Here is a 21,962-nt window from a genome sequence, read left to right as displayed (position 1 = left end):
CCACCGACGAGACACGTACCCGACCGCGTCGGGATCGATCCGATCGTGTCGTTCCGACGCCCGACCGTCTCCTCCCCCTACCCCCACGTCGCAGCGTTCGGACGTTTGGTTTCCGATGTAAAGTTAGTTTGGGGACGCTCGTCTCCGATCACCCCTCTCGAGCGTCAGTGTTCTATTATTGTGTGATATGATGTTTATAGTGATGATAACTGGTGAGCGACGCCGGCCGGCATTCGGACGAGACTCGATATTTCGACGGCGAGACGTCCCTTCGGCTATCGGTCGCTCTCGCAGTTCGGGGACGACAGTAGCCACCATTATCAGTTGGGTTTCCAATAGCTGTGGCAATGGACTCAACCGATCCACAGCTATCGACGGTTCTCGAGGAGAACGGGACCGATGGATACCTGCTCGTCGCGTCCAGCGATGAGAGCAACCAGTATTATCTCTCGGGCTACCGCATGCCGGGTGTCTTTGTCACGCTGTATACTGACGACGGGATCCGGCTTCTCGTCCCGGATCTCGAATATACGCGGGCATGTGCCGAGAGCGATGCCGAGACGGTCAGACGGTTCTCGGACTTCGAGTACGGGAGCCTGGTCGTCGAACACGGGCGGGCGAAAGCCAGACCGCTCATCACTGCGGCGTTTCTCTCCGCGTACGGGATTCGATCGGTGTCCGTTCCGGACTCGTTCCCGACCGGGACCGCCGCCATCCTGCGCGATCGGGGGATCGAAATCGAACCCGTCTACGACGAGCCGGTCGAGCGCCTCCGTGCGGTAAAAACCGAGACCGAGATCGAACACGTCGTCGAGACACAGCGGGCAAACGAGCAAGCGATGGCAGCAGCGGAAGACCTGCTCAAACGTGCGACCGTCGAAGACGGCGTCTTGTCCGTCGATGGAGACGTATTGACCAGCGAACGCGTTCGTCGGACGATCGAAGCGACGCTGCTTTCGGAAGGCTGTGGAGTGTGCGACTGTATCGTTGCCGCCGGGGCTGAGGGAGCAGTGGGTCACGCAGTCGGGTCGGGACCGATCGAAGCCGACGAGCCGATCATCGTCGATATCGCCCCACAGGGCAAGGCATCGGGATACTGTTCGGACATGACGCGAACGTTCGTGAAAGGGAACCCGGACCCGACGATCCGGGACTGGTACGCGCTGGTCCGCGAGGCACACGACGAAGCGCTGGAGACCATCGAACCCGGCGTGACCGGTGAAGCGGTCAACGAGGCGGTCTGTGAGGTGTTCGAACGCGAGGGGTATCCGACGCCGCGAACCGACGAAGCGACCGAGAACGGCTTCCTCGGGAGTACCGGACACGGCGTCGGCCTCGACGTCCACGAACTGCCGCGGCTCAGTTGGGGCGGTGGGGAACTCCAGTCCGGCCACGTCGTGGCGGTCGAGCCGGGACTGTACGAACGAGGTACCGGCGGTGTCCGCCTCGAGGACGTCGTCGTCGTGACCGAGACCGGCTACGAGAATCTGACCGACTATCCCCGGGAGCTTCGGGTACTGTAGGTTTCCGATCGGTTCCGTTCGACTATCGGATAGTCGCCCGCTGAACGGTCGTGTGCCGTCCTCGAACCGACGCCCTCTCGGGAGCGGGTTACGGCTGGGAAGCTTCCCGCAACGCATGGACGCCGTCGCTGGTCCCGACGTACAGCGTGTCCCCGGCGACCGCGAGTTCCGGTGTCCCGGGGACCTCCCGTCGCCACAGCTCTTCCCCGGTCGCGGCGTCGAACGCCACTAGTGGGACGCGATCGTTGGCAAACGGGCCGACGTACACGGTCCCGTCGGCGACGACGGGAGATCGAAGGCCCGCACCGGGGTCGAACCGCCAGCGCTCGTCGCCGTCCTCGGAGAGCGCGACGAGCCGTCCATCGGCACCGACGCTCCCCGCCGTGAGGATCGAACTACTCACGTAGACCGAATTCCCGTCGGCGGCCGGTGAAAGGGGCGTGCGGTCGAAAGGAACGGTCGTCAGTTGCGAGCCGTCCGTCGCATCGTATACCGTCAGCCGAATCGACTCTCGACTCGGGAACGTTCGTTCCACCCGATAGAGCCGATCACCGGAATAAACCACGGACGCGGCGCTCTCGTACGCCTCCTCGTCGTCGGCGGTCCACTGGGTGACGAACTCGCCGTCCTCGAACTCGAACGCGGACACGTCGAACTTGCCGGCGTAGACGAGTCCGCCGTCGGTTGCCGGTCCATACGCGTCACGTTCGGCTTCGGAGACGACATCGCCCGTATCCGCGTGGAGTCGGATGACCGAATCACGGGCACACAGCATCACCCATCCGTCGCGCTCGAGCAGAAAATAGTACGCTTCGTCCAGCGCTGTCGACCACTGCTCCGTTCCATCGGGATCGAGCGCCCGCAGTGAATGGTCCCTGATGTCGTACAGCCGGCCGGCGACGTATTTGAGACTGCCACTGCCGTCCCGTGGCCGTCGCCATCGTTCGCTGCCGTCGGTCGCGTCCACCGCGGCGAGGGCGCTTTCGGTCCGGACGAACACCGTCCCGTCGATCACGACCAGCGAGTCGACGCCGCCGCTCTCGTCGTACGTCCACGCGGGTTCCGGCTCGGTTCGGGGCGGCGTCGCGAACGGATTGGACTTCGTTCGAGCGTGATCGTACCCGTCCATCGGCCACTGGCCGGGGGCTGGCTGCCAGTCGGCGGCGACCCGTCGCACCGGCTTTCCCAGACGCAGTTCCCGAAGCCGAGTCCGGAGCCCCGTACAGCCGGCGACCGACGTCGCTATCGCGACCGAGGAAAGCGACAGTACCGCCCGACGGTTCATCATCGACGACCGTCCGGAAGCCATTTGTTCCACTAGTGGCATTTGCGTATTTGACTCTGTTGTTTCCGCCCGTCCGCGTTTCGAATTCACGCGGTAGAACGCGATACGCACGGGAAACCGCGTCCGACTCGAGGGCATCGCCGGTACCGAAGCCGACGACGGGAACGATCCTTCGTTCGCCGCCGAGCGAATCCGGATCGGGGGGCGGTGCAACGTGTGAGACCGACGCATCCCGAACGCGTCTCGACATCTAATATCTGTCTACTTATTATATCGGAAAGCAGTTATTTGCTGGAGTAGAGGTGGCGATGAACTGCTATCGAAAGCTACGAAATCAGCATATGTGTGGGTGTGCGGACGATACTTTGGGCCAAAACTGACCCGTGGAAACGGTTCCCGATTCGATCCACTTACTGGGCGTGTGTTCCGTTTTCCGACGCTTTAATCGCACTATCCACGACTGTGAAACTCCTCCGTTAATATAGGTCCTTATCTTGACTGTTTTGGACTAATAACATACTTTTTATTATTTGGTGTACTACGTTCCATGGTTCCGATTTCTGTGAGGCACGTTCCCGACGGAGTCCGCCGGTCCTGACGGTGACGAACCGACGCGGCTCCGGACCGTTACTCGAATCGAGGCGGACGATCGTTCAGAAACGCGTCGACGCCTTCCTCGTGGGCGGCGGTGTCGTACGCGGCCGACTGGAGGCGCGCCTCTCGCTCGAGTCCGTCTCGCCGCGGTCGCCCGAGGTTCTCGTGGATGGCTTCCTTCGCGAGGCCGATCGTTTCGGTCGGCCGGGCCGCGAGCGTCTCGAGAACGCCGTCGATCCGGTCGTCGAGGGCCTCGTCGGGGACGGCGGCGGTGACGATGTCGAGGTCGGCGGCGGTTGCGGCATCGACGAGGCGGCCAGTGAACGCGAGTTCTTTCGCCGTCCGCAACCCGACGAGTCGCGGGAGCGTCACCGTTGCGCCCGCGTCGGGGACGAGTCCGACGTTGACGAACGACGCTCCGAAGCGGGCGGAGTCGGCGGCGTAGGCGAAATCCGACGCGGCGACCAGCGACAGTCCGGCTCCGACGGCGTCGCCGTTTACCTTCGCGACGATCGGCACCGGAGCCGTCAGCATCCGCTCGGCGACCCGCCCGAGCGTTTCCCTGACGCGATCGTACGCCTCCGAGGTCGTCTCGTCGCGGTCGGCCATCGCTTCGATATCCCCGCCCGCACTGAACGCGTCCCCGGTCCCGGTGATGACGACGGCGTCGAACGGTTCGGGATCGAGGTCCTCGAGTCCGGCCGCGAGTTCCCGGGCGGCGTCGGCCGTGAACGCGTTTCGAACCTCCGGGCGGTCGAACGTGAGATACCGGACGCTGTCCTCGTCGTGGACCTGCATGCACGGTCGTGTGTCCGGCGATCACTTCGTGGTAGGCCCACGGTCGACTCGGCGACGGAACGACCGACGCGACCGTCCTGTTCCGACACCGGGACTACCGCCGGTCGCGCCGGCTACTCCCTGTGTTTGATGAGGAACTTCATGTCGCCCTGAAAGACGACGGTATCGTCCTGGTTCGTCATCTCGGTATCGAGGACGACGATGCCGGCGTCGTCGTGGTCGACGTTTTTCTTCTCGCTGACCTCGATCTCGAGCGAGAGGGTGTCCCCGATGTAGACCGGATTGGGGAGATCCATGTAGTTCATTCCGAGAAACGCGTACGCGGTCCGTTCGACGATCCCGGTGCGGTAGACGAAACCCGTCGCCTGGACGAACGTCATCGGGCCGTGGGCGATGCGGCCGTCGAAAGGGCCGTCGTCCGCGTACTCCCTGTTGGTGTGGAGTTCGGTCCAGTCACCGCTCAGCGCCGAGTGCATGACGAAATCGGCTTCCGTGACGGTCCGGCCGACGCTCTGAAACGTCTGGCCCGGTTCGAAGTCCTCGAAGTGATGTGGCTCGTAGCTGTATGCCATATGTAGACATCCCAACCACAACACAAATAGTTTACTTCGATAATCCCCCGAAACGGAGCGTGCGATCGGACCGACGGTCCGTTCCAACAGCGACTTGCTGGGGTGGGGTCCCGATTGACTCGGCGAGCGATGGCCGACCTACCGGTGATCGTAAACCCGTTTTACCTTCCCGACCTGCGTGCGTTCGATCTCGCCCGGCCCGACGATATCCAGTTCGTCCGGCGTAAACGAGAGGACGTTCGACAGGCGGGTCAGCACGCGGTCCCGAAGGGCCTCGAGATCGCCGTCGAAGCCGGGTTCGCGTTCGATCGTCAGTTCCATCCGGTCGAGGGCGTCCTCGCGATAGAGATCGATGCGGTAGTAGGGGGCGACGGCGTCGAACTCGAGGACGACGGCTTCGATCTGGCTGGGATAGAGGTTGACGCCGCGGACGGTCAACAGATCGTCGGCGCGGCCGGTAACGTTGTCCATGCGGACCATCGTACGGCCGCACTCGCATTCGTCGTAGGTGAGTGTAGTCAGATCGCCGGTGCGGTACCGAAGCACCGGCAGGGCCTCCTTCGACAGCGACGTCAACACGAGTTCGCCCTCCTCGCCCGCCGGCAGCGGTTCGCCAGTCTCCGGATCGATCACCTCGGGGTAGAAGTGGTCTTCCCAGATATGCAGTCCGTCCTGTGCCTCGTGGCACTCGTTCGAGACGCCGGGGCCGATGATCTCCGACAGCCCGTAAATGTCGATCCCCGTGACGCCCAGCCGCGATTCGATCTCCTCGCGCATCGGCTCGGTGCAGGGTTCGGCTCCGAAAAGGACCGTCGACACCGGCAGGTCGGCGACGTCAATACCCATCTCCGCGGCCGTTTCCGCGAGATACAGCGAGTACGAGGGAGTACACGAAAGGACGTCGCTCTCGAGGTCCCGCAACAGCTCCACCTGCCGTTGGGTCTGTCCACCCCCGACCGGGATGACCGTCGCCCCGAGTTCCTCGATGCCGTAGTGGAGACCAAGCCCGCCCGTAAAGAGTCCGTAGCCGTACCCGTTCTGGACCGTCTGCCCCGGCTCAACCCCGGCCGCCGCGAGCGACCGCGCGACGACTTCGCTCCACACCTCGAGATCGGAGCGGGTGTAGGCGACGATCTTGGGATTGCCGGTAGTACCGGAGGAGGCGTGGACGCGCCGGATGCGGTCGTCGTCGACGGCGAACAGCCCGTCGGGATACTCCTCGCGGAAGTCGGCTTTGGTCGTCAGCGGCAGCGCCGAGAGATCGTCGACGGTCTCGATTTCGGCCGGCGAAATACCCGCCGCGTCGAGTGCGGTTCGATAGTGCTCGACGTTCTCGTACGCGTGTTCGACGGTCTCGCGGAGCCGTTCGTTCTGCAGTGCCCGGATCTCCGCTCTCGGGGCCGTTTCTATCTGCGTGTAACTCATCCTCACACATCACTCCGGAGTGCCGAAACAAAAATCATGGGGTATGTGTACCAATCACTGAGTACCGTGTCTCTGGACGGGCACCGACGGACCGGCTACGGCCGTTCGACGATCGTCGCGACCCCCTGCCCGAACCCGACGCACATCGTCGCGAGACCGTAGCGGCCGTTGCGGCGCTCGAGTTCGTGGACGAGCGTCGTCGTGATACGAGCGCCGGAGCAGCCGAGCGGATGGCCAAGCGCGATCGCCCCGCCGTTGACGTTCAGTCGATCGTCGTCGATCCCGAGTTCGCGCTTGCAGTGGAGACTCTGTGCGGCGAACGCCTCGTTGAGTTCCACGAGGTCGAGATCGTCGATCGTCAGATCGGCCTCCGCGAGTGCGGTCCGCGTCGCGGGAACCGGGCCGATCCCCATCACGCGGGGATCGACGCCGGCGACGGCTCGGGACCGAACGCGAGCCAGAACGTCGAGTCCGTACTCCCTCGCGTAGTCGGCGCTGGTCACGAGCAGGCCGGCTGCGCCGTCGGTCAGCGGCGAGGCGTTACCCGGGGTGACCGTCGCCGCCTCGTCGTCGGCGAAGACGGTCGGCAGGTCGGCGAGCGATTCGAGGTCCGTGTCGGGTCGCGGGCCTTCGTCCCGCTCGAGGACCGCGGCTTCGTCAGCGTCCCGTCGGCGCTCCGACGGCCCGCCCGTTTCGACGGGGACGATTTCGTCGTCGAACCGACCCGCCTCCCGGGCGGCGACCGCACGCTCGTGTGAACGGAGGGCGAACCGATCCTGTTCCTCGCGACCGATGTCGTGTTCCCGGGCGATGCGCTCTGCGGTCGCACCCATCGGGAGCGCGTCCGGATCGTACCGCGTTTCGATGGCGGGGTGGAGCCAGTCGGAGAACGGTACGCGGCTCATGTGCTCGACGCCGGCAACGGGGACGACCTCGGCATCACCGACCTCGATCGCCCGCGTCGCGTCCACGAGCGCCGTCAGCGAGGACCCACAGAGGCGGGTCAGCGTGGCCCCCGGGACCGACTCCGGGAAGCCGCCGGCAAGCAGCGACTGCCGGGCGAGGTTTCGCCCCTGCTCGTTTTCCTGATTCGCACACCCGAGTCGGAAGTCGTCCCAGTCGGCCGCCGGAACGGTCGTCCGGTCGACCAGCGCCTCGAGTACCGCAACCACGAGGTCCTCGGGGTAGGTCCCGGCCAGTCCGCCATCCGTTCGCGCCTGTGGCGTTCGTACTGCGTCGACGATAACGGCCTCGACTTCGGACATCGTCCTGTCAGTCGACCGAACTCGAGTTAAACCTTCGCCCGCGGGCCGGTTGCGCTCGTTTGCAGCGGCCCGCATCATCGAGGCGCTGGACGGACGGGCGTCGATCGGTCTCTTCCGCCACGCTTCCCGTCCGATCCATCAGTTGCTCGAGCCGAACATCCGTTCGAACACCGACTGTTCGGCCCGGCGAAGCCGCTCGAGGAACGCGGACTTGCTGATCCCGAGTTCGTCGGCGACCGCCTCCGTGGAGGTCTCCCGCGGGATCTCGAAATAACCCATCTCGAGGGCCTGACGGATACACTCCTCCTGGGGCGGCGTGAGATCCCACCGCTGACTCGGGATCTCCTTGGCTTCCGATTGGAGTGGATAGATCCGCTCGAGTTGGACGCCGACGGTATCGCCGGCGGCTTCCATGACGCCTTTCAGGACGTCGCGCCCGACGACGGCCCCGGAGATCGTCGCCGCGCCGTCGCGGTAACACAGCGTCTCGACGATGAGTCCCCCGTCGATCAGCCGGTGGACGACACACGGGTGTTTCGACAGACACCGGTACCGATAGCGACCGTCGGTCTTCGAAACGTGGAGATACGTGATCCGGTCGTCCCCGTCGAGCAGCGCGGTAAGTCGGTCGTTTCTGGAGGAGCTGAACTGCAGGAGATCGTACCCGTCGTTTCGGTGCTGGGGCGGCTGTGCATCGATTTCGACGTTGGCACCCCGTGTCGCCTCCGCGAGCGGACAGTCGTCGTTTCGCACCCGGAATTCGACGGCGAGGCATTCGTCGATCATGCGGAACCCGTACGATCGTCTATACGGCGTCAATATTTAAAACCTCGTTATATAGCGGTCAATGGATAAGGATGTTACCAACGTACATTCGGTCGAGACCATGGACCTAGACACGGTCAAAGAACGAGCGGGCCCGCGGGAGTTCAGCCCCGCCGACGACCTCCCGGAGGAGTATCGTGAGGCGGCGACGCGGATGATCGAGTTCCACGCCAACAGCGAGATCATGGGGGCGTATCTCGAGCGGCCGTTCATCCGGCAAGCGCCCAGCATCGATCGCAAGCTGGCGTTCTCCGCGAAGGTCCAGGACGAGATCGGCCACGGGCAGTTGCTCTACCGGGCGGCCGAGTCGCTGGGCGTCAAAACCCGCGAGGAGATGCTCGACGATCTGGCAAACGGCGACGGAAAGTTCCTCAACTGCTTTCACTACCCGATGGAGAGCTGGGTCGAGACGCCGATGATCGCCTTCTTCGTCGACGGGGCGGCGATGCGCCGACAGGCGACGCTCCGGCGGACCAGCTGGGAGCCTTACGCCCACGCGATGGACAAGGTCTGCTTCGAGGAGGGGTTCCACGTCAAACACGGCGAGGACATCCTCAAGGAGCTGATGACCGGCTCCCGCAAGGAACAGCGGCTGACTCAGGAGGCCTTCGAGACGTGGTGGCCGCGTATCATCCAGTTCTTCGGCCCGACCGACGACAAGAGCACCCACCACGACTTCGCGTCGGACGTCGGCCTGAAACAGCAGTCAAACGACGCGCTGCGCAATGCCTTTCTCGATCAGTACATCCCGAAAGCGCGGAAGTACGGCCTCGAGATCCCCGACGAGCCGCGCATCCGCGAGCGCGACGACGGCACCTACGAGGTCGAGGAGGACGACCTCGACTGGGACGAGTTCTTCACGATCGCCAAAAACGAGTACGAACCCGGCCTCGGACAGATCAACGGTCGCAAGGCCGCACAGGAGGCCGTCGAGTGGGTTCGCGAAACGATCGACAGCGACGACGCTACCGCCGCCGGCGGCCACGCGCCGCAGGCGGCCGACTGACCATGATCTGGGAAGTGTTCCGACAGGAGAAAACGGGCGAGTACCACACCCACTGTGGCAACGTTCACGCGCCGGACCGCGAGATGGCCAAACAGTTCGCCGCCATCCAGCACGGCCGTCGCAAGCCGACCAACAGCCTCTGGGTAGTCCCCAAGGACGAGATCGGCGAAATCGACGACGCGGACGTCGCGTTCGGCGGGACGACCGACAAGAGCTATCGGTGGGCGACGAGCTACAGCACGACCGGGACCGACGCCAGCGAGGTCGTCGAATCCGAAGACGAGCAAGCGACCGCGGAGAAACAACGGGGTGACGCCTGATGGCCACGGACTTCGCCGATCCGGACGCCCTCGACGAACGCGAACGCGCCGCGCTCGAGGCGCTGCTGAAACGCCTAGGCGACGACGAGTTCGTGCTCGCCGAGCGCTACACCGAGTGGCAGGTCCGTGCACCCACCCTCGAGTCCGACCTCGCGCTGGCGAACAACGCACAGGACGAACTCGGCCACGCCCGCCTGTGGTACGACGTGCTCGAAGACCTCGGGTTCACGGAACGGGATCTCGTTTACGAGCGCGATCCGGCCGACTTCCGGCACAGCACGCTCGTCGAATTGCCGTTCGAGGACGGCGACTGGGCCGACGCCGTCCTCCGCTCGTACCTCTACGACGCCGCCGAGGAGATCCGGCTTGCGGCCCTCGAGGACTCCGCCCATCCGAAGATCACCGACCGCGTCGGCAAGATCCGGAGCGAGGAGGAGTACCACCTCGAGCACGCCCAGAACTGGCTGGAGCGACTCGCCGACGGCGACGAGGGCCACGAGCGCGTCCAGGACGCACTCGATCGGCTGTTCCCATACGCGCTGACGATCTTCGAACCGTCCGCGCCGCGTGCGGGTGCGGACGCTATGCGCGGCGACCTCGAGGACGACATCGTCGATCTCGGTCTGCGCGAGGCGACCCTCGCGGAGATGGGCACCGAGTGGCTGTCGACCGTCGTCCCGTTCCTCGAGTCGCTCGATCTCTCGGTTCCGGTCGCGGAACGGGACGGCGACGAGGAGTTCGCGTTCGAGGCGACCGACGACCTGCTGCCCGACGCGCGTGGCCGCGACGGCACCCACACCGACGCGTGGGCGGATCTCTACGACGAATTCACGCACACGTACCGCGAACTCGAGCGGAGCGAACCGACCAAGATCATGTCCAATCCAGACTAATGAGTAGTAATGTTCCTGACCCGGACGGCGACGCCACGCCCTGTGCGTACACCGAGTACCGCGAGGGGACGGCAAGCGAAGACCTCCCGGCGACCGGCGACGATGCCACCGGTCTCGAGGCCGACGTGTGGGAAGTCCTGTACGATATCGACGACCCCGAGATGCCGATCAGCATCGTCGACCTCGGGTTGCTCTACGGCGTGGCCGTCGAGGACGGCGTTGCGACCGTGGACATGACGCTCACCTACTCGGGCTGTCCGGCCCGTGACATGCTCACCGACGAGGTCGAGCGTCGCGTCGACTCCGTCGACGGCGTCGACGAGGTGGACCTGCGGCTGGTGTGGAGTCCGGGGTGGTCCGTCGAGATGGTAACCCAACAGGGCGAGGACGACCTGCGGGAGTTCGGGCTGAGCGTATGAGACGCGCATCCGATCCGAGCGTGACGACGGGCGGGGACGACAGCGGCGCGGAGTGTCCGTACTGCGAGTCGACCGATACCGTCCGCGAGCACCCGAAAGGGCCGTCGCTCTGTCGATCGATGCACTACTGTCGCGACTGCGAACAGCCCTTCGAGAAGTTCGAGTGAACTGTCAGGACCGTGGAGCCGAACGGACATCGCGACGCTCGCCGGACCCGAGACCCCCGATCGGACGAAAGGTTTTGAGGATCGATTGCGTGAGCGAAAGACGAACGCATGCCAGAGCGTATCGAACGAGTGCCCCGCGAGGAGTTACGGGTGACACAGAACGAACGGCTCCGCGAGACCGTCCAGTACGCCTACCGGACCGTTCCGTTCTACCGCGAGACCCTCGACGCGGCGGGTATTTCGCCGGCCGAAATCGAGACCGTCGACGATCTCTCGGCGCTGCCGTTGACGACCAAAGCCGACTTCCGCGAGGAGTACCCCGACGGGCTGTTCGCCGTCGACGACGACCGCATCCGGCGCGTCCACGCCTCCTCCGGTACTACCGGCAATCCCAAGATCGTCGCCTACACCCGCTCCGATCTCGACCGCTGGAACGAGGTGATGGCTCGATCGATGGCAGCGGCGGGGATCGAGCGAGGCGAGACGTTCCAGAACGCCTACGCCTACGGGCTCTTTACGGGCGGGCTCGGGTTCCACGGCGGTGCCGAGGAACTCGGGGCGACGGTCATCCCCGCAAGCAGCGGCAACACCCGGCGACAGGTCGAACTCGCGCGTGATCTCGAGAGCGATTCGCTCGGCTGTACGCCGTCGTACGCGATTTACTTCGCCGAAACGGCCGCGGAGATGGGCGTCGACCCCCGGGCGCTGTCGATCTCGACGGTCCTTTTCGGAGCCGAGCCCTGCACCGAGCCGATGCGCGAGGAGATCGAATCGCGGCTGGACGCGACGGGGATCGAAAACTACGGCCTCTCGGAACTGATCGGGCCGGGCGTCGCCGTCGAATGTCGCGAAGCTCAGTCCGGACTGCACGTCTGGGAAGATCACTTCTATCCCGAGGTGATCGACCCAGAGACTGGCGAACCGCTGCCGGCGGGCGAGGAGGGCGAACTGGTTCTGACGTCGCTGTCGAAGGAGGCCCTGCCGGTGCTTCGGTACCGCACCGGCGATCTGACTACACTCACCTACGACGAATGCGAGTGTGGCCGCACGATGGTCCGCATGGACGGCGTCACCGGCCGCACCGATGACCTGCTGATCGTCCGTGGCGTCAACCTCTATCCCAGCCAGATCGAAGCCGTCGTCCTCGAGTTCGACGCCGTCGCTCCTTACTACCGCATCGATCTCTACCGCGAGGACGCCCTCGATCGCTTCGAACTCACGATCGAACTGGAAGCGGGGTTCGACGGTGACGCTGACAGACTCCGTGCGGCCGTCCGCAAGCGATTAGCGAACGCCCTGTCGATCACGCCCGATGCGCTCGAACTCGTCGAGTACGGAACGATCGAACGGACCGAGGTCGGGAAGGTAAGGCGGGTCTTCGACCACCGGTGACGTCGAGGCAAACGGTTCCACTAGCTGGCACATTTATTATCGTTCGGCGGACAACCGTGTTGCATGGACATCGAATCCTTCTTCGAGGGGATGCCCTTCGCGTCCCTGCTCGGAATCGACGTCACCGAATGCGCCGACGGCCACGCCGAGGGCCGACTCGAGATGACGGAGGACCTCTCCTGGAACGAGGACCAGCTGATGGCCCACGGCGGCGTCACCTTCACGCTCGCGGACACCGTCGGCGGGGCGGCGCTGGTCTCGGTGGTCGACCAGCCGGTGCCGACGATCGACATGCGGATCGACTATCTCAGCGCCGGGACGGGCGATCTCTACGCCGAAGCCGACGTCGTCCGCTGTGGCAACGACGTCGGCGTCGTCGACGTCGACGTGTACGCCGAAGACGACGAGACCCACATCGCCGACGCGCGCGGCGTCTACAAGACCGGCTAACGGTCGAACCGGACTATAAGGCCCTCGAGGTGGGACGTGTCGCCATGCCTGTACCCGGGTACGATCCGGAAGACATCGACGACGCGCTCGAGGGGGAACGGCTCGAGGCGTCCCTCTCCGAGTCGGAGCTGGAGGCCTACAGGAACGGCGACGCGGAGCTGATCGATCTCCTGTCCGAGGACGAGATCCGACGGCTCATCGACGACGAGAGCGGTCCCGATTGATCCGGTGTCGGCTCCCGAAACGATCGCGACCGTTCGAATACCGAAAACCGACGACGGGAGCGGGTCGCGTTCGAATCTTTCGAACGCGTCGCCTGCTGGCCACCGGCGGCTCGTCGAACCTGCCGGGACGGACGCGGTAGCACCGACGGCCGTTCGAATTTTCGACGCGGATACAGGTGTTGTTTTCTGCCAGAACAAAAACTAAACCGTCCCTCCCTCGATAAGGGGACATGGACGACACCTCGCGATCGAATCGGCCGGTCACGACGACGGAGTCGTCGATCCGGATCCTCGAGCAACTGAAGCAAAACCCCGGCGGGACGCTCGACGAACTGACCGACGAGTTGGATCTCGCTCGCAGTACGATTCACCGGCATCTCCTCACGCTCGAGGACAACGACTTGCTCGTCAGGGAGGACGGCGGGTTCTACCTCGGCCTTCGGTTTCTGGACTTCGGGATCAGCGCCCGCAACCGCGTCCCGTTTTTCGATGTCGGTCGGCGACAGGTCGATCGACTGGCCGAAGAAACCGGAGAAAAGGTCTGGCTCGTCGCGAAGGAAGGTGATTTCAGCGTCCACCTCTACAAAGCATCGGGCGACAGCCCGCTGCGGACCTCCGCACGGGTTGGACAGCGACGATACCTTCACCAACTCGCCGCGGGCAAGGCCATACTGGCGTATCTCGACGAGGAAGAGTTCCGGGCGATCATCGATCGACAGGGCCTGTTGCGGATGACCGATCACACCATCACCGATGCGGATGCACTCCGTGAGGAACTGGAGGCGATTCGGGACCGGGGGTACGCGTTCAACACCGGCGAATCGATCGAGGGGCTGAACGCGGTCGGTGCACCGATCCGGAACGACGAGGGGACGCCGATCGGCGGCATAAGCATCTCCGGGCCGGCAAACCGGGTGAAAGGCGACTACCTGAAAGACGAACTCCCGGACAAACTCCTCGCGGCGATCGACGAGATCCATATCAACCTTCGATACAGTTCGACGTAGTACTGTTCGGGCCCCGCCGTGCCCGGGGCGACAGGGGTTCGACCCACCGTCGACTCGGGCACCCGATCCCGGTCGAGTCGGGATCCGGTCGTGGCCGGTCACCCGATCGCGCTTCCGTCGTTTGTCCGAGTAACTTGTTCCTCTTCCCCCACCGAACGCGGCAGTGAATTACGAATGTACAGTTGTAAATACAGGGCTGTTATTCCATCCGTTTCCGCCCGACAAGTACTGCGTCTCGGTCGCTGTGACGGTTTCGGTTCCGTATGATTCGTTCCGTATCGCCTGCAGTCAAGCGCCGTGACGAGACGGTATGCGGCCCGTTCGGTCGGCTTTCACTGGTGTCAAGAGCCATGGATTTCTATCACTTTCGGACGAAATTCGAGCTATTCGGATCGTATTCTACCCCTTCGACCGATTCGTTCGAAAAGAATCGGCGCTCCCGGCCGAAGAAATCCGACGATCGGTTTTCTACCCGTTGTGAAGTCAGTATCGGTATCCGGTGCGAACGGTCATCTATCCGAATCACTCGGACAACCTCGACGGCGATCGGCCAGAAACGCACGGAACCAGTGGGTCCGTTGTCCGGTTTCAGCCCGCCCGAACCGGTGCGAGTCCGCGACATCAACACGATCTTTCACAACGAAACAGTTTTCACGACGGAATATGAGGGTATAGACGCGATCATGTCATACGGTGTCCAGCCACGAGAGCAGACCTGGGGCCAGAACGCCTCTCAGTTGCGGGAGTACCCACCGAGCGCGAAGCTCGTTGCGAAAGTCCTGACCGTCCACGGGGAGATGACACAGCGGGATCTCGTCGAGGAAACGATGCTTCCGGCCAGAACGGTCCGTCACGCGGTGAACACGCTGGAGGACGACGATCACCTCGAGAGCAGGCACTGCTGGACCGACGCCCGGAAGCGTCTGTACAGGTTGACGCTCGAGGACAGGGAGCCGAACCGGTAGCTCGCGGACAAACGACGTGAGAACGCACCACATCAACGACAAGCGATCCAACAATGAGTAGATACGCAACGCGCGTCGAAGAGATGGATATCAGTGGAATCAGGGAAGTGTTCGAGGCTGCAAGCGAGGACGATATCAACCTCGGCATCGGACAGCCGGACTTTCCGACGCCCGAGCACGCCAGGGACGCCGCTCTCACCGCGATCGAGGAGGGGACCGTCGACTCGTACACGTCGAACAAAGGGATCCCCGAACTCCGGGAGGCGATCAGTACCAAGTACGAACGGGACAACGGGCTCTCGGTCGATCCGGACGACGTCATCGCGACGGCGGGCGGAAGCGAAGCGCTCCATATCGCCATCGAGGCCCACGTGGAGCCGGGCGACGAGGTGATCTATCCGGATCCCGGGTTCGTTGCATACGAACAGTTGATACTGCTCGCGGGCGGGACGCCCAAACCCGTCCCACTCAGGGACGACCTGACCCTCGACCCCGAGACGGTCGAAGCAGCGATCACCGACGACACGTCGCTGTTTATCGTCAACAGCCCGGCCAACCCGACGGGTGCAGTCCAGTCCGAAGCGGATATGCGCGCGTTCGCTCGTCTCGCCGACGAACGGGATGTCGTCTGCCTGTCCGACGAAGTCTACGAACACATCGTGTTCGACGGCGACCACTACAGTCCCATGGCGTTTGCGACGACCGACAACGTGGTCCAGGTAAACGCCTGCTCGAAGGCGTACTCGATGACAGGCTGGCGACTCGGCTGGGTCGTCGCGAGTTCCGATCGCATCGAACGGATGTTGCGCGTCCACCAGTACGTCCAGGCCTGTGCGAGCGCGCCGGCCCAGTACGCCGCGGCGGCTGCGCTGACGGGGCCACAGGACCCCATCGAGGAGATGGTCGACGCGTTCGAGAACCGGCGCGATGTCCTGCTCGACGGGCTGGAAGACATCGGCCTCCCGACGCCGACGCCCGAGGGGGCGTTCTACGCGATGCCGGAGGTACCCGAAGGGTGGTGCGAGGCGGTGCTCGAGAACGGCGTCGTCGTCGTTCCCGGCGAGGCGTTCGGGGAACACGGCGCGGGGTACGCTCGACTGTCGTATGCGACCGGAATACCGGAGTTGAAAGAGTCGCTGGAAGTGATGCGGTCGGTTACTCGAACCTCCTTCTAACGGCCGTCTTCCGGCCAGTCGTCGCTGTTCTATTCTCAACAGAGCTATACTATACACCGGTTATTTTCGGAATTAATGGAAAGCCTTTATTATGCCAGTTTATGTTATATGATATTGCATGTCACGCGAGACCTGGGCAAGTCGTATCGGATTCATTCTGGCGGCGGTCGGGAGCGCCGTCGGACTGGGGAATATCTGGCGGTTTCCGTGGATGACGGCGGAGAACGGGGGGAGTGCGTTCTTGCTGATGTACCTCCTCATCGTGCTCGGGATCGGCGTTCCGGGACTGCTGACAGCGTTCGTGATCGGGCGACGCTCGAAACGAAATCCGGTCGGGGCGTTTAAATCGTTGAAGGGATCGCGAGCGTGGACGCTCCTTGGAGTACTGTGTGTCGTCACCTCCGTCGTACTGATCTCGTTTTACAGCGTCGTCGGGGGATGGATACTCCGGTATTTCGTCGAGAGCTTTACCGGGGCGTACTTCGCCGATCCCGGCGCTCATTTCGAGGCGATCAACTTCGGAACGAGCGCCTTCCTGTATCAAATCGCGTTTCTCGGCGTGACCGCGCTCATCGTGATGGCCGGGGTACGGCGGGGCATCGAGGCGACGACGAAGTTCATGATGCCGGGTATCGCCGTTTTGCTCGTTGCTCTCGCCATCTGGGCCTCACGGCAGCCCAACGCGATCGAGGGATACCAGTTCTATCTGGCCTTCGACGGGGGATACCTCGCTGACAACTTCCTCGCCGTCCTCGGCTCTGCCGCCGGGCAGGCGCTTTTTACCCTCTCGGTCGGTGGCGGGACGATGATCACGTACGCCTCGTACATCGACGACGATAGATCGCTGCCGTTCGACGCGACGATGATCGCCGGACTCAACCTCAGTATCGGAATTCTTGCCGGCCTCGTCGTGTTTCCGCTCCTCTTTTCGTTCGCCGGGGGGCCGACCGGCGGCGGACCCGGCGCACTCTTCGTGAGCATCGCCGGCGCGTTCGCGACACTCCCTGCAGGACAGCTTCTCGGGGCCGTGTTCTTCCTCGTCGTTTTGCTGGCCGCGATCACCAGTTCGATCAGCATCCTCGAGATTCCCGTCGCGTTCGTCGTCGACGAATTCGACCTCGAGCGTTCGATGGCGACGCGGGGAATGTTCGTCCTGATCGTCGGGACGGGTGCCCTGAACGCCTTCAACGCGGACGTGTTCGGGCTCTTTGCTGACCAACTCGTTGATCTCCTGTTGACGCTCGGCCTGATCGGGTTCATGTTCTACGGGGCGTGGGTGCTCGGCCCGGACGCAGTACAGGAGTTCCGCAACGGGGCCGGGAGGGTCTCGCGCTCGCTGGCTACCCCGTGGCGGTACGCGATCGGGACGGTGTTCCCGACGTTTCTCCTCTTTACCTTCTACTCCGACGCGTTGAGTCTGGCGGGCTACAGCCCGGGGACGAGCGTGATCGCGCTTGTTGCTCTCGTCACGACCGTTCTGTTCGTCCTGTTGGTGCTGTGGTCCGAACAGGAAGTTCGGACGGAGAACGTCGATACCGCCGACTGACGGCCGCTCAGTGGTTTCACGGGTAGGCCGATCCGATACGACGCTTCTCGAGTCAGAACCGCCCGGCCGCTGTTCGACGTTCCGTCTCGGGTTGGTCGTCCATCGTCGCGTGATATTGAGAGTATGTCTCACAGAACTATTAAGTATCATCTCGATAATTGTGTCTCATATGGCAACCGCCAGTACGCAGGAGGTCCGCGCCGCGACCGAGCCATGTCGACAGCTCGAGGCTACCGTCAGCGCGCTTTTCCTCTTTACATTTACACTGGCGGAAGTCGCTTCGATGCGAGGCGGGAACCGCGCTCGCATCGGACACGCTCTCTGGGGATAACTCACGGGATTCGTTCCCATCGATCCCGGGGTCACCCAGACCGGCCGTGGTACAGCCCCGTGAGCAGCCACCGGTCCAGACACCACTATCAATGAGCGCACAAGAAGAAGCAGACCAGCGAGCGAACAGAGAACCCACGCACGTCGACGACGAGCCGATCCGGATCCTCGACGAGGACGGGAACGTCTTGCCGAACGCCGAGGTACCCGACCTCTCGGACGGGGAGTTGCTGGCCATGTACGAGGACATCAAGCTCGCACGCCGGTTCGACCAGCGTGCGATCAGCCTCCAGCGACAGGGCCGCATCGCGACCTACGCCCCGATGACGGGCCAGGAGGGGGCACAGGTTGCGACGAGTTACGCCCTCGAGGAACAGGACTGGCTGTTCCCGACCTACCGCGAGCACGCAGCTAAGTACGTTCACGGTATGAGTCTCGCGTCGCTGTTGAAACCGCTTCGGGGCCTCCGGGACGGGTATGCGATCCCGGACGACGTCAACGTCATGCCGGAGTACATTCCGATCGCGACCCAGCTCCCCCAAGCGATGGGGATGGCCTGGGGGAACAAACTCCAGGGGCAGACCGACAGCGCCGTCCTGTGTCACTTCGGTGACGGGGCGACCTCCGAAGGCGACTTCCACGAAGGGCTAAACTTCGCCGGCGTGTTCGACGTCCCCGCGGTGTTCGTCTGTAACAACAACCAGTGGGCGATCTCCGTGCCACGGGACCGACAGACCGCAAGCGAAACGATCGCACAGAAGGCCGCCGCGTACGGGCTCGAGGGGGTCCGCGTCGACGGCCTCGATCCGCTCGCCATGTACGAGGTCACCCGTACCGCCCTCAGAAAGGCGAAGAACCCGACCGACGACGAACGCCGGCCGACCCTCATCGAGGCGGTCCAGTACCGTTACGGGGCACACACGACGGCGGACGACCCCTCAGTATACCGCGAGGAAGACGAGGCGGAAGCGTGGCGGCAGAAAGACCCCCTCGACCGACTCCGGAACTACCTGTCCGCGGAGGGAATCCTCGACGAGGCGTACGACGCCGAGATCGACGAGCGGATCGAGTCGCGGATCAGCGACGCGATGGAGACGGTCGAAGCCGCCGAGACCGATCCGGAACGCATCTTCGAACACGTCTACGAGGAGATGCCCGAACGGCTCCGAGAGCAACGCGACGAACTGAACGCCCTCCGGGAGAAGTACGGCGACGAAGCCTTCTCAGAGGTGTTAGAATGAGTTCGGCTGCGACACCGAGTACCGATGCCAGAACGGACAGCCTGACGCTCGTCGAGGCGGTTCGTGATGGCCTCTACACGGAGATGTCGTCGGACGACAGCGTCGTCGTCCTTGGCGAAGACGTCGGCAAAAACGGCGGCGTCTTCCGCGCTACCGAGGCGCTGTACGAGGAGTTCGGCGAGGAACGCGTCGTCGACACGCCGCTTGCGGAGTCGGGTATCGTCGGTGCTGCCATCGGGCTGGCGTTGTCCGGGATGCGCCCCGTCGCGGAGATGCAGTTCATGGGCTTTTCCTATCCCGCGTTCGACCAACTGGTCAGTCACGCCGCCAGAATGCGAAGCCGCAGTCACGGCCAGTACTCGGTCCCGATGGTGGTCCGGGCACCCTACGGCGGCGGGATTCGTGCGCCGGAACATCACTCCGAGTCCAAGGAGGCGTTTTTCGTCCACGAGCCCGGACTGAAGGTCGTCTCCCCGAGTACGCCCGCCGACGCGAAGGGGCTGCTCATCGCGTCCATCCGCGACCCCGATCCGGTGATCTTCCTCGAGCCAAAGCTGATCTACCGCGCGTTTCGCGAGGACGTTCCGACGGGCAGCTACGAAGTTTCGCTGAGCGACGCCGCCGTCAGGCGGGAAGGAAGCGACGTCGCGGTGTACACGTGGGGAGCGATGACCCGGCCGACCCTCATCGCCGCGGACAACCTCGCCGAGGAACACGGCGTCGACGTCGAGGTCGTCGACCTCCGGACGCTGTCGCCGCTCGATGTCGAGACTATCGTCGACTCGTTCGAGAAGACCGGCCGGGCCGCGATCGTCCACGAAGCGCCCAAGACCGGCGGACTCGGCGCGGAAGTGGCGACGACCATCCAGGAGCACGCGCTCCTCTACCAGGAGGCCCCCATCAAGCGCATCACCGGGTTCGACACGCCCATGCCGTTGCATTCCCTCGAGGATTACTACCTCCCGCAGGCCGTCCGGATTCAGGAGGGAATCCTCGAGACCGTCGAGTTCTAGCGATGGGGCGCGAATTCGAACTTCCCGACGTCGGTGAAGGCGTCGCCGAAGGCGAACTCGTTAGCTGGCTCGTCGCCGAAGGCGATTCGGTCCGGGAGGAGCAACCGATCGCCGAGGTCGAAACCGACAAGGCCCTCGTCGAGGTGCCGTCGCCGGTCGACGGGACGGTATCGAAGCTGTGTGCCGACGAGGGCGAGGTCGTCCCCGTCGGCGACGTCATCGTCGTGTTCGCCGTCGACGGAGACGCTCGCGAGGAAGCCGATTCCCAGACGGAACGCGAGCCCGAACCCGACGAGGACGGTACCGACGCTCGAGCGCCCGACGAGGCCGAAACACCCGACGGTCGCGTCTTCGCACCACCGAGCGTTCGCCGGCTGGCGCGCGAGCTCGGCGTCGATATCGACGACGTTTCCGCCGCCGTATCGTCGGGTCGGGTGACCGAGACCGACGTTCGAGCGTACGCGAGCGAAGACGGGACGGCCGAGGAACGCGCGGCGGTGACCGATACTGGGACCGCAGGCCAGACCGAGGCCGCCCAGCGGGTCGCGGCCACAAGCGCTTCCGGAAGCGCGGAGCGCCCGGCGGCCGCCGGACGCGAGACGACGCTGGCGACCCCCGCGACGCGGCGCGTCGCCGCGGCGGCCGGCGTCGACATCGACGACGTGCCGGCGTCCGAGAACCGGGACGGTCACGGGGTCGTCACGACCGAAGACGTCCGCGAGTACGCCGACAGCCAGCGGACGGTCCGGACGACGGATTGCGAGACCCCGACCGCCGATACCGGTCCGGCCGGCGTCGGCGAGGACCGGCCCGAGACGCGGGAACCCTACCGCGGCGTTCGTCGCACCATCGGCGAGGCGATGGTCGACTCGAAGGCCACCGCACCACACGTCACCCATCACGACGAGATCGACGTGACCGAACTCGTCGAGACGCGGGCCGAACTCGAGGCACACGTCGACGACCGCGACGGGGCGCTCACGTACATGCCGTTCGTAATGAAGGCGTGCGTGGCGGCGCTCGAGGAGTATCCGATCGTCAACGCCTCGCTCGACGAGGAATCCGACGAGATCGTCACGAAACACTACTACGACATCGGCGTTGCGACCGCGACCGACGCCGGGCTGATGGTGCCCGTGGTCGAGGGCGTCGATCGAAAGGGGCTGCTCGAACTCGCCGCGGAGGTGAGCGACTTGGCCGAGCGCGCCCGCGAACGGACGATCGATCCCGCGGAGTTACAGGGGTCGACGTTCACGATCTCCAACGTCGGCGGAATCGGCGGCGAGTACGCGACGCCGATCATCAACCAGCCCGAGGTGGCCATCCTGGCGCTCGGCGAGATCACCAAGAAACCCCGCGTCGTCACCGACGAGAACGGCGAGGACGCGATCGAGAGCAGACACGTCCTTCCGGTCTCGTTGAGCTTCGATCACCGGCTCATCGACGGTGCCGACGGCGCGCGATTCGTGAACGAGGTCACGGAGTACCTCGAAACCCCGACACTCCTGCTGGTAGAATGATGGGCGT

The 21,962-nt window shown here is 64.2% G+C and carries 23 protein-coding genes; 17 read left to right on the top strand and 6 right to left on the bottom strand.

Annotated features, from left to right (window positions below):
- The first annotated feature begins 347 nt into the window (after positions 1-347).
- Positions 348-1,523, top strand: coding sequence for a M24 family metallopeptidase (locus TX80_RS02595; protein ID WP_049921311.1), 1,176 nt, complete (start codon positions 348-350; stop codon positions 1,521-1,523).
- Positions 1,524-1,611: 88 nt separating this feature from the next.
- On the opposite strand, the gene TX80_RS02590 is transcribed toward TX80_RS02595, so the two are convergent.
- The 6 genes from TX80_RS02590 to TX80_RS02565 form a co-directional block, all read right to left on the bottom strand.
- Complete coding sequence (locus TX80_RS02590; RefSeq protein ID WP_195893019.1) at positions 1,612-2,832, bottom strand: outer membrane protein assembly factor BamB family protein; 1,221 nt, start codon at positions 2,830-2,832, stop codon at positions 1,612-1,614.
- 603 nt (positions 2,833-3,435) lie between these two features.
- Positions 3,436-4,200 (bottom strand): enoyl-CoA hydratase/isomerase family protein, encoded by a 765-nt coding sequence (locus tag TX80_RS02585; RefSeq protein WP_049921309.1) that lies wholly within the window; start codon positions 4,198-4,200, stop codon positions 3,436-3,438.
- Between the two features lie 113 nt (positions 4,201-4,313).
- Positions 4,314-4,772 carry a MaoC family dehydratase gene (locus tag TX80_RS02580; protein WP_049921308.1) on the bottom strand — a complete coding sequence of 153 codons (459 nt, stop codon included), beginning with the start codon at positions 4,770-4,772 and terminating at the stop codon, positions 4,314-4,316.
- Positions 4,773-4,910: 138 nt separating this feature from the next.
- Positions 4,911-6,197: a phenylacetate--CoA ligase PaaK gene (gene paaK / locus TX80_RS02575; RefSeq protein ID WP_049921307.1), complete on the bottom strand. Its 1,287-nt coding sequence runs from the start codon at positions 6,195-6,197 to the stop codon at positions 4,911-4,913.
- 95 nt (positions 6,198-6,292) lie between these two features.
- The gene (locus TX80_RS02570; RefSeq protein ID WP_049921306.1) at positions 6,293-7,462 is read right to left on the bottom strand and encodes a thiolase family protein; all 1,170 of its coding nucleotides are present in this window, start codon (positions 7,460-7,462) and stop codon (positions 6,293-6,295) included.
- 138 nt (positions 7,463-7,600) lie between these two features.
- Complete coding sequence (locus tag TX80_RS02565) at positions 7,601-8,248, bottom strand: helix-turn-helix domain-containing protein (RefSeq protein WP_049921305.1); 648 nt, start codon at positions 8,246-8,248, stop codon at positions 7,601-7,603.
- Positions 8,249-8,348: 100 nt separating this feature from the next.
- On the opposite strand from TX80_RS02565, the gene paaA reads away from it, so the two are divergent.
- The 16 genes from paaA (at position 8,349) to TX80_RS02495 (ending at position 21,955) form a co-directional block, all read left to right on the top strand.
- Positions 8,349-9,293 (top strand): 1,2-phenylacetyl-CoA epoxidase subunit PaaA, encoded by a 945-nt coding sequence (paaA, locus tag TX80_RS02560; protein ID WP_049921304.1) that lies wholly within the window; start codon positions 8,349-8,351, stop codon positions 9,291-9,293.
- Positions 9,294-9,295: 2 nt separating this feature from the next.
- Positions 9,296-9,613 (top strand): 1,2-phenylacetyl-CoA epoxidase subunit PaaB, encoded by a 318-nt coding sequence (paaB, locus tag TX80_RS02555; protein WP_049921303.1) that lies wholly within the window; start codon positions 9,296-9,298, stop codon positions 9,611-9,613.
- Positions 9,613-10,506 carry a 1,2-phenylacetyl-CoA epoxidase subunit PaaC gene (gene paaC / locus TX80_RS02550; protein WP_049921302.1) on the top strand — a complete coding sequence of 298 codons (894 nt, stop codon included), beginning with the start codon at positions 9,613-9,615 and terminating at the stop codon, positions 10,504-10,506. Before paaB ends, paaC begins: the two co-directional genes overlap by 1 nt.
- Entirely contained in the window at positions 10,506-10,925 is a 420-nt protein-coding gene (gene paaD / locus TX80_RS02545) for a 1,2-phenylacetyl-CoA epoxidase subunit PaaD (RefSeq protein WP_049921301.1), read from the top strand. The genes paaC and paaD overlap by 1 nt, the downstream gene beginning before the upstream one ends.
- The gene (gene paaE / locus TX80_RS19270; protein ID WP_195893018.1) at positions 10,922-11,092 is read left to right on the top strand and encodes a 1,2-phenylacetyl-CoA epoxidase subunit PaaE; all 171 of its coding nucleotides are present in this window, start codon (positions 10,922-10,924) and stop codon (positions 11,090-11,092) included. The genes paaD and paaE overlap by 4 nt, the downstream gene beginning before the upstream one ends.
- 108 nt (positions 11,093-11,200) lie before the next feature.
- Positions 11,201-12,484 carry a phenylacetate--CoA ligase PaaK gene (paaK, locus tag TX80_RS02540; protein WP_049921300.1) on the top strand — a complete coding sequence of 428 codons (1,284 nt, stop codon included), beginning with the start codon at positions 11,201-11,203 and terminating at the stop codon, positions 12,482-12,484.
- Between the two features lie 63 nt (positions 12,485-12,547).
- A complete protein-coding gene (locus tag TX80_RS02535; RefSeq protein WP_049921299.1) occupies positions 12,548-12,934 on the top strand; it encodes a PaaI family thioesterase in 387 nt (128 codons plus the stop codon).
- Between the two features lie 44 nt (positions 12,935-12,978).
- Positions 12,979-13,158 (top strand): hypothetical protein, encoded by a 180-nt coding sequence (locus TX80_RS02530; protein ID WP_049921298.1) that lies wholly within the window; start codon positions 12,979-12,981, stop codon positions 13,156-13,158.
- Between the two features lie 230 nt (positions 13,159-13,388).
- On the top strand, positions 13,389-14,165 hold the full coding sequence (locus tag TX80_RS02525; RefSeq protein ID WP_049921297.1) for an IclR family transcriptional regulator: 777 nt from the start codon (positions 13,389-13,391) through the stop codon (positions 14,163-14,165).
- 683 nt (positions 14,166-14,848) lie between these two features.
- Positions 14,849-15,130 (top strand): MarR family winged helix-turn-helix transcriptional regulator, encoded by a 282-nt coding sequence (locus TX80_RS02520; RefSeq protein ID WP_049922163.1) that lies wholly within the window; start codon positions 14,849-14,851, stop codon positions 15,128-15,130.
- A gap of 53 nt (positions 15,131-15,183) precedes the next feature.
- A complete protein-coding gene (locus TX80_RS02515; RefSeq protein ID WP_049921296.1) occupies positions 15,184-16,305 on the top strand; it encodes a pyridoxal phosphate-dependent aminotransferase in 1,122 nt (373 codons plus the stop codon).
- Positions 16,306-16,423: 118 nt separating this feature from the next.
- Positions 16,424-17,851, top strand: a complete 1,428-nt coding sequence (locus TX80_RS02510) for a sodium-dependent transporter (protein WP_049921295.1) — start codon at positions 16,424-16,426, stop codon at positions 17,849-17,851.
- A 169-nt stretch (positions 17,852-18,020) separates the two neighbouring features.
- Positions 18,021-18,182 carry a hypothetical protein gene (locus TX80_RS18845; RefSeq protein WP_154658555.1) on the top strand — a complete coding sequence of 54 codons (162 nt, stop codon included), beginning with the start codon at positions 18,021-18,023 and terminating at the stop codon, positions 18,180-18,182.
- A gap of 91 nt (positions 18,183-18,273) precedes the next feature.
- On the top strand, positions 18,274-19,422 hold the full coding sequence (gene pdhA, locus TX80_RS02505; RefSeq protein ID WP_049921294.1) for a pyruvate dehydrogenase (acetyl-transferring) E1 component subunit alpha: 1,149 nt from the start codon (positions 18,274-18,276) through the stop codon (positions 19,420-19,422).
- Positions 19,419-20,435 (top strand): alpha-ketoacid dehydrogenase subunit beta, encoded by a 1,017-nt coding sequence (locus tag TX80_RS02500; RefSeq protein WP_049921293.1) that lies wholly within the window; start codon positions 19,419-19,421, stop codon positions 20,433-20,435. The genes pdhA and TX80_RS02500 overlap by 4 nt, the downstream gene beginning before the upstream one ends.
- 2 nt (positions 20,436-20,437) lie before the next feature.
- Positions 20,438-21,955 carry a dihydrolipoamide acetyltransferase family protein gene (locus TX80_RS02495; RefSeq protein WP_049921292.1) on the top strand — a complete coding sequence of 506 codons (1,518 nt, stop codon included), beginning with the start codon at positions 20,438-20,440 and terminating at the stop codon, positions 21,953-21,955.
- The last annotated feature ends 7 nt before the right edge of the window (positions 21,956-21,962 follow it).

The sequence above is a fragment of the Halopiger djelfimassiliensis genome, assembly GCF_000455365.1.
Taxonomy (GTDB): Archaea; Halobacteriota; Halobacteria; order Halobacteriales; family Natrialbaceae; genus Halopiger_B; species Halopiger_B djelfimassiliensis.
The sequence above is the reverse complement of the archived record's forward strand: the minus strand, read 5'-3'. Positions and strand labels throughout refer to the sequence as shown.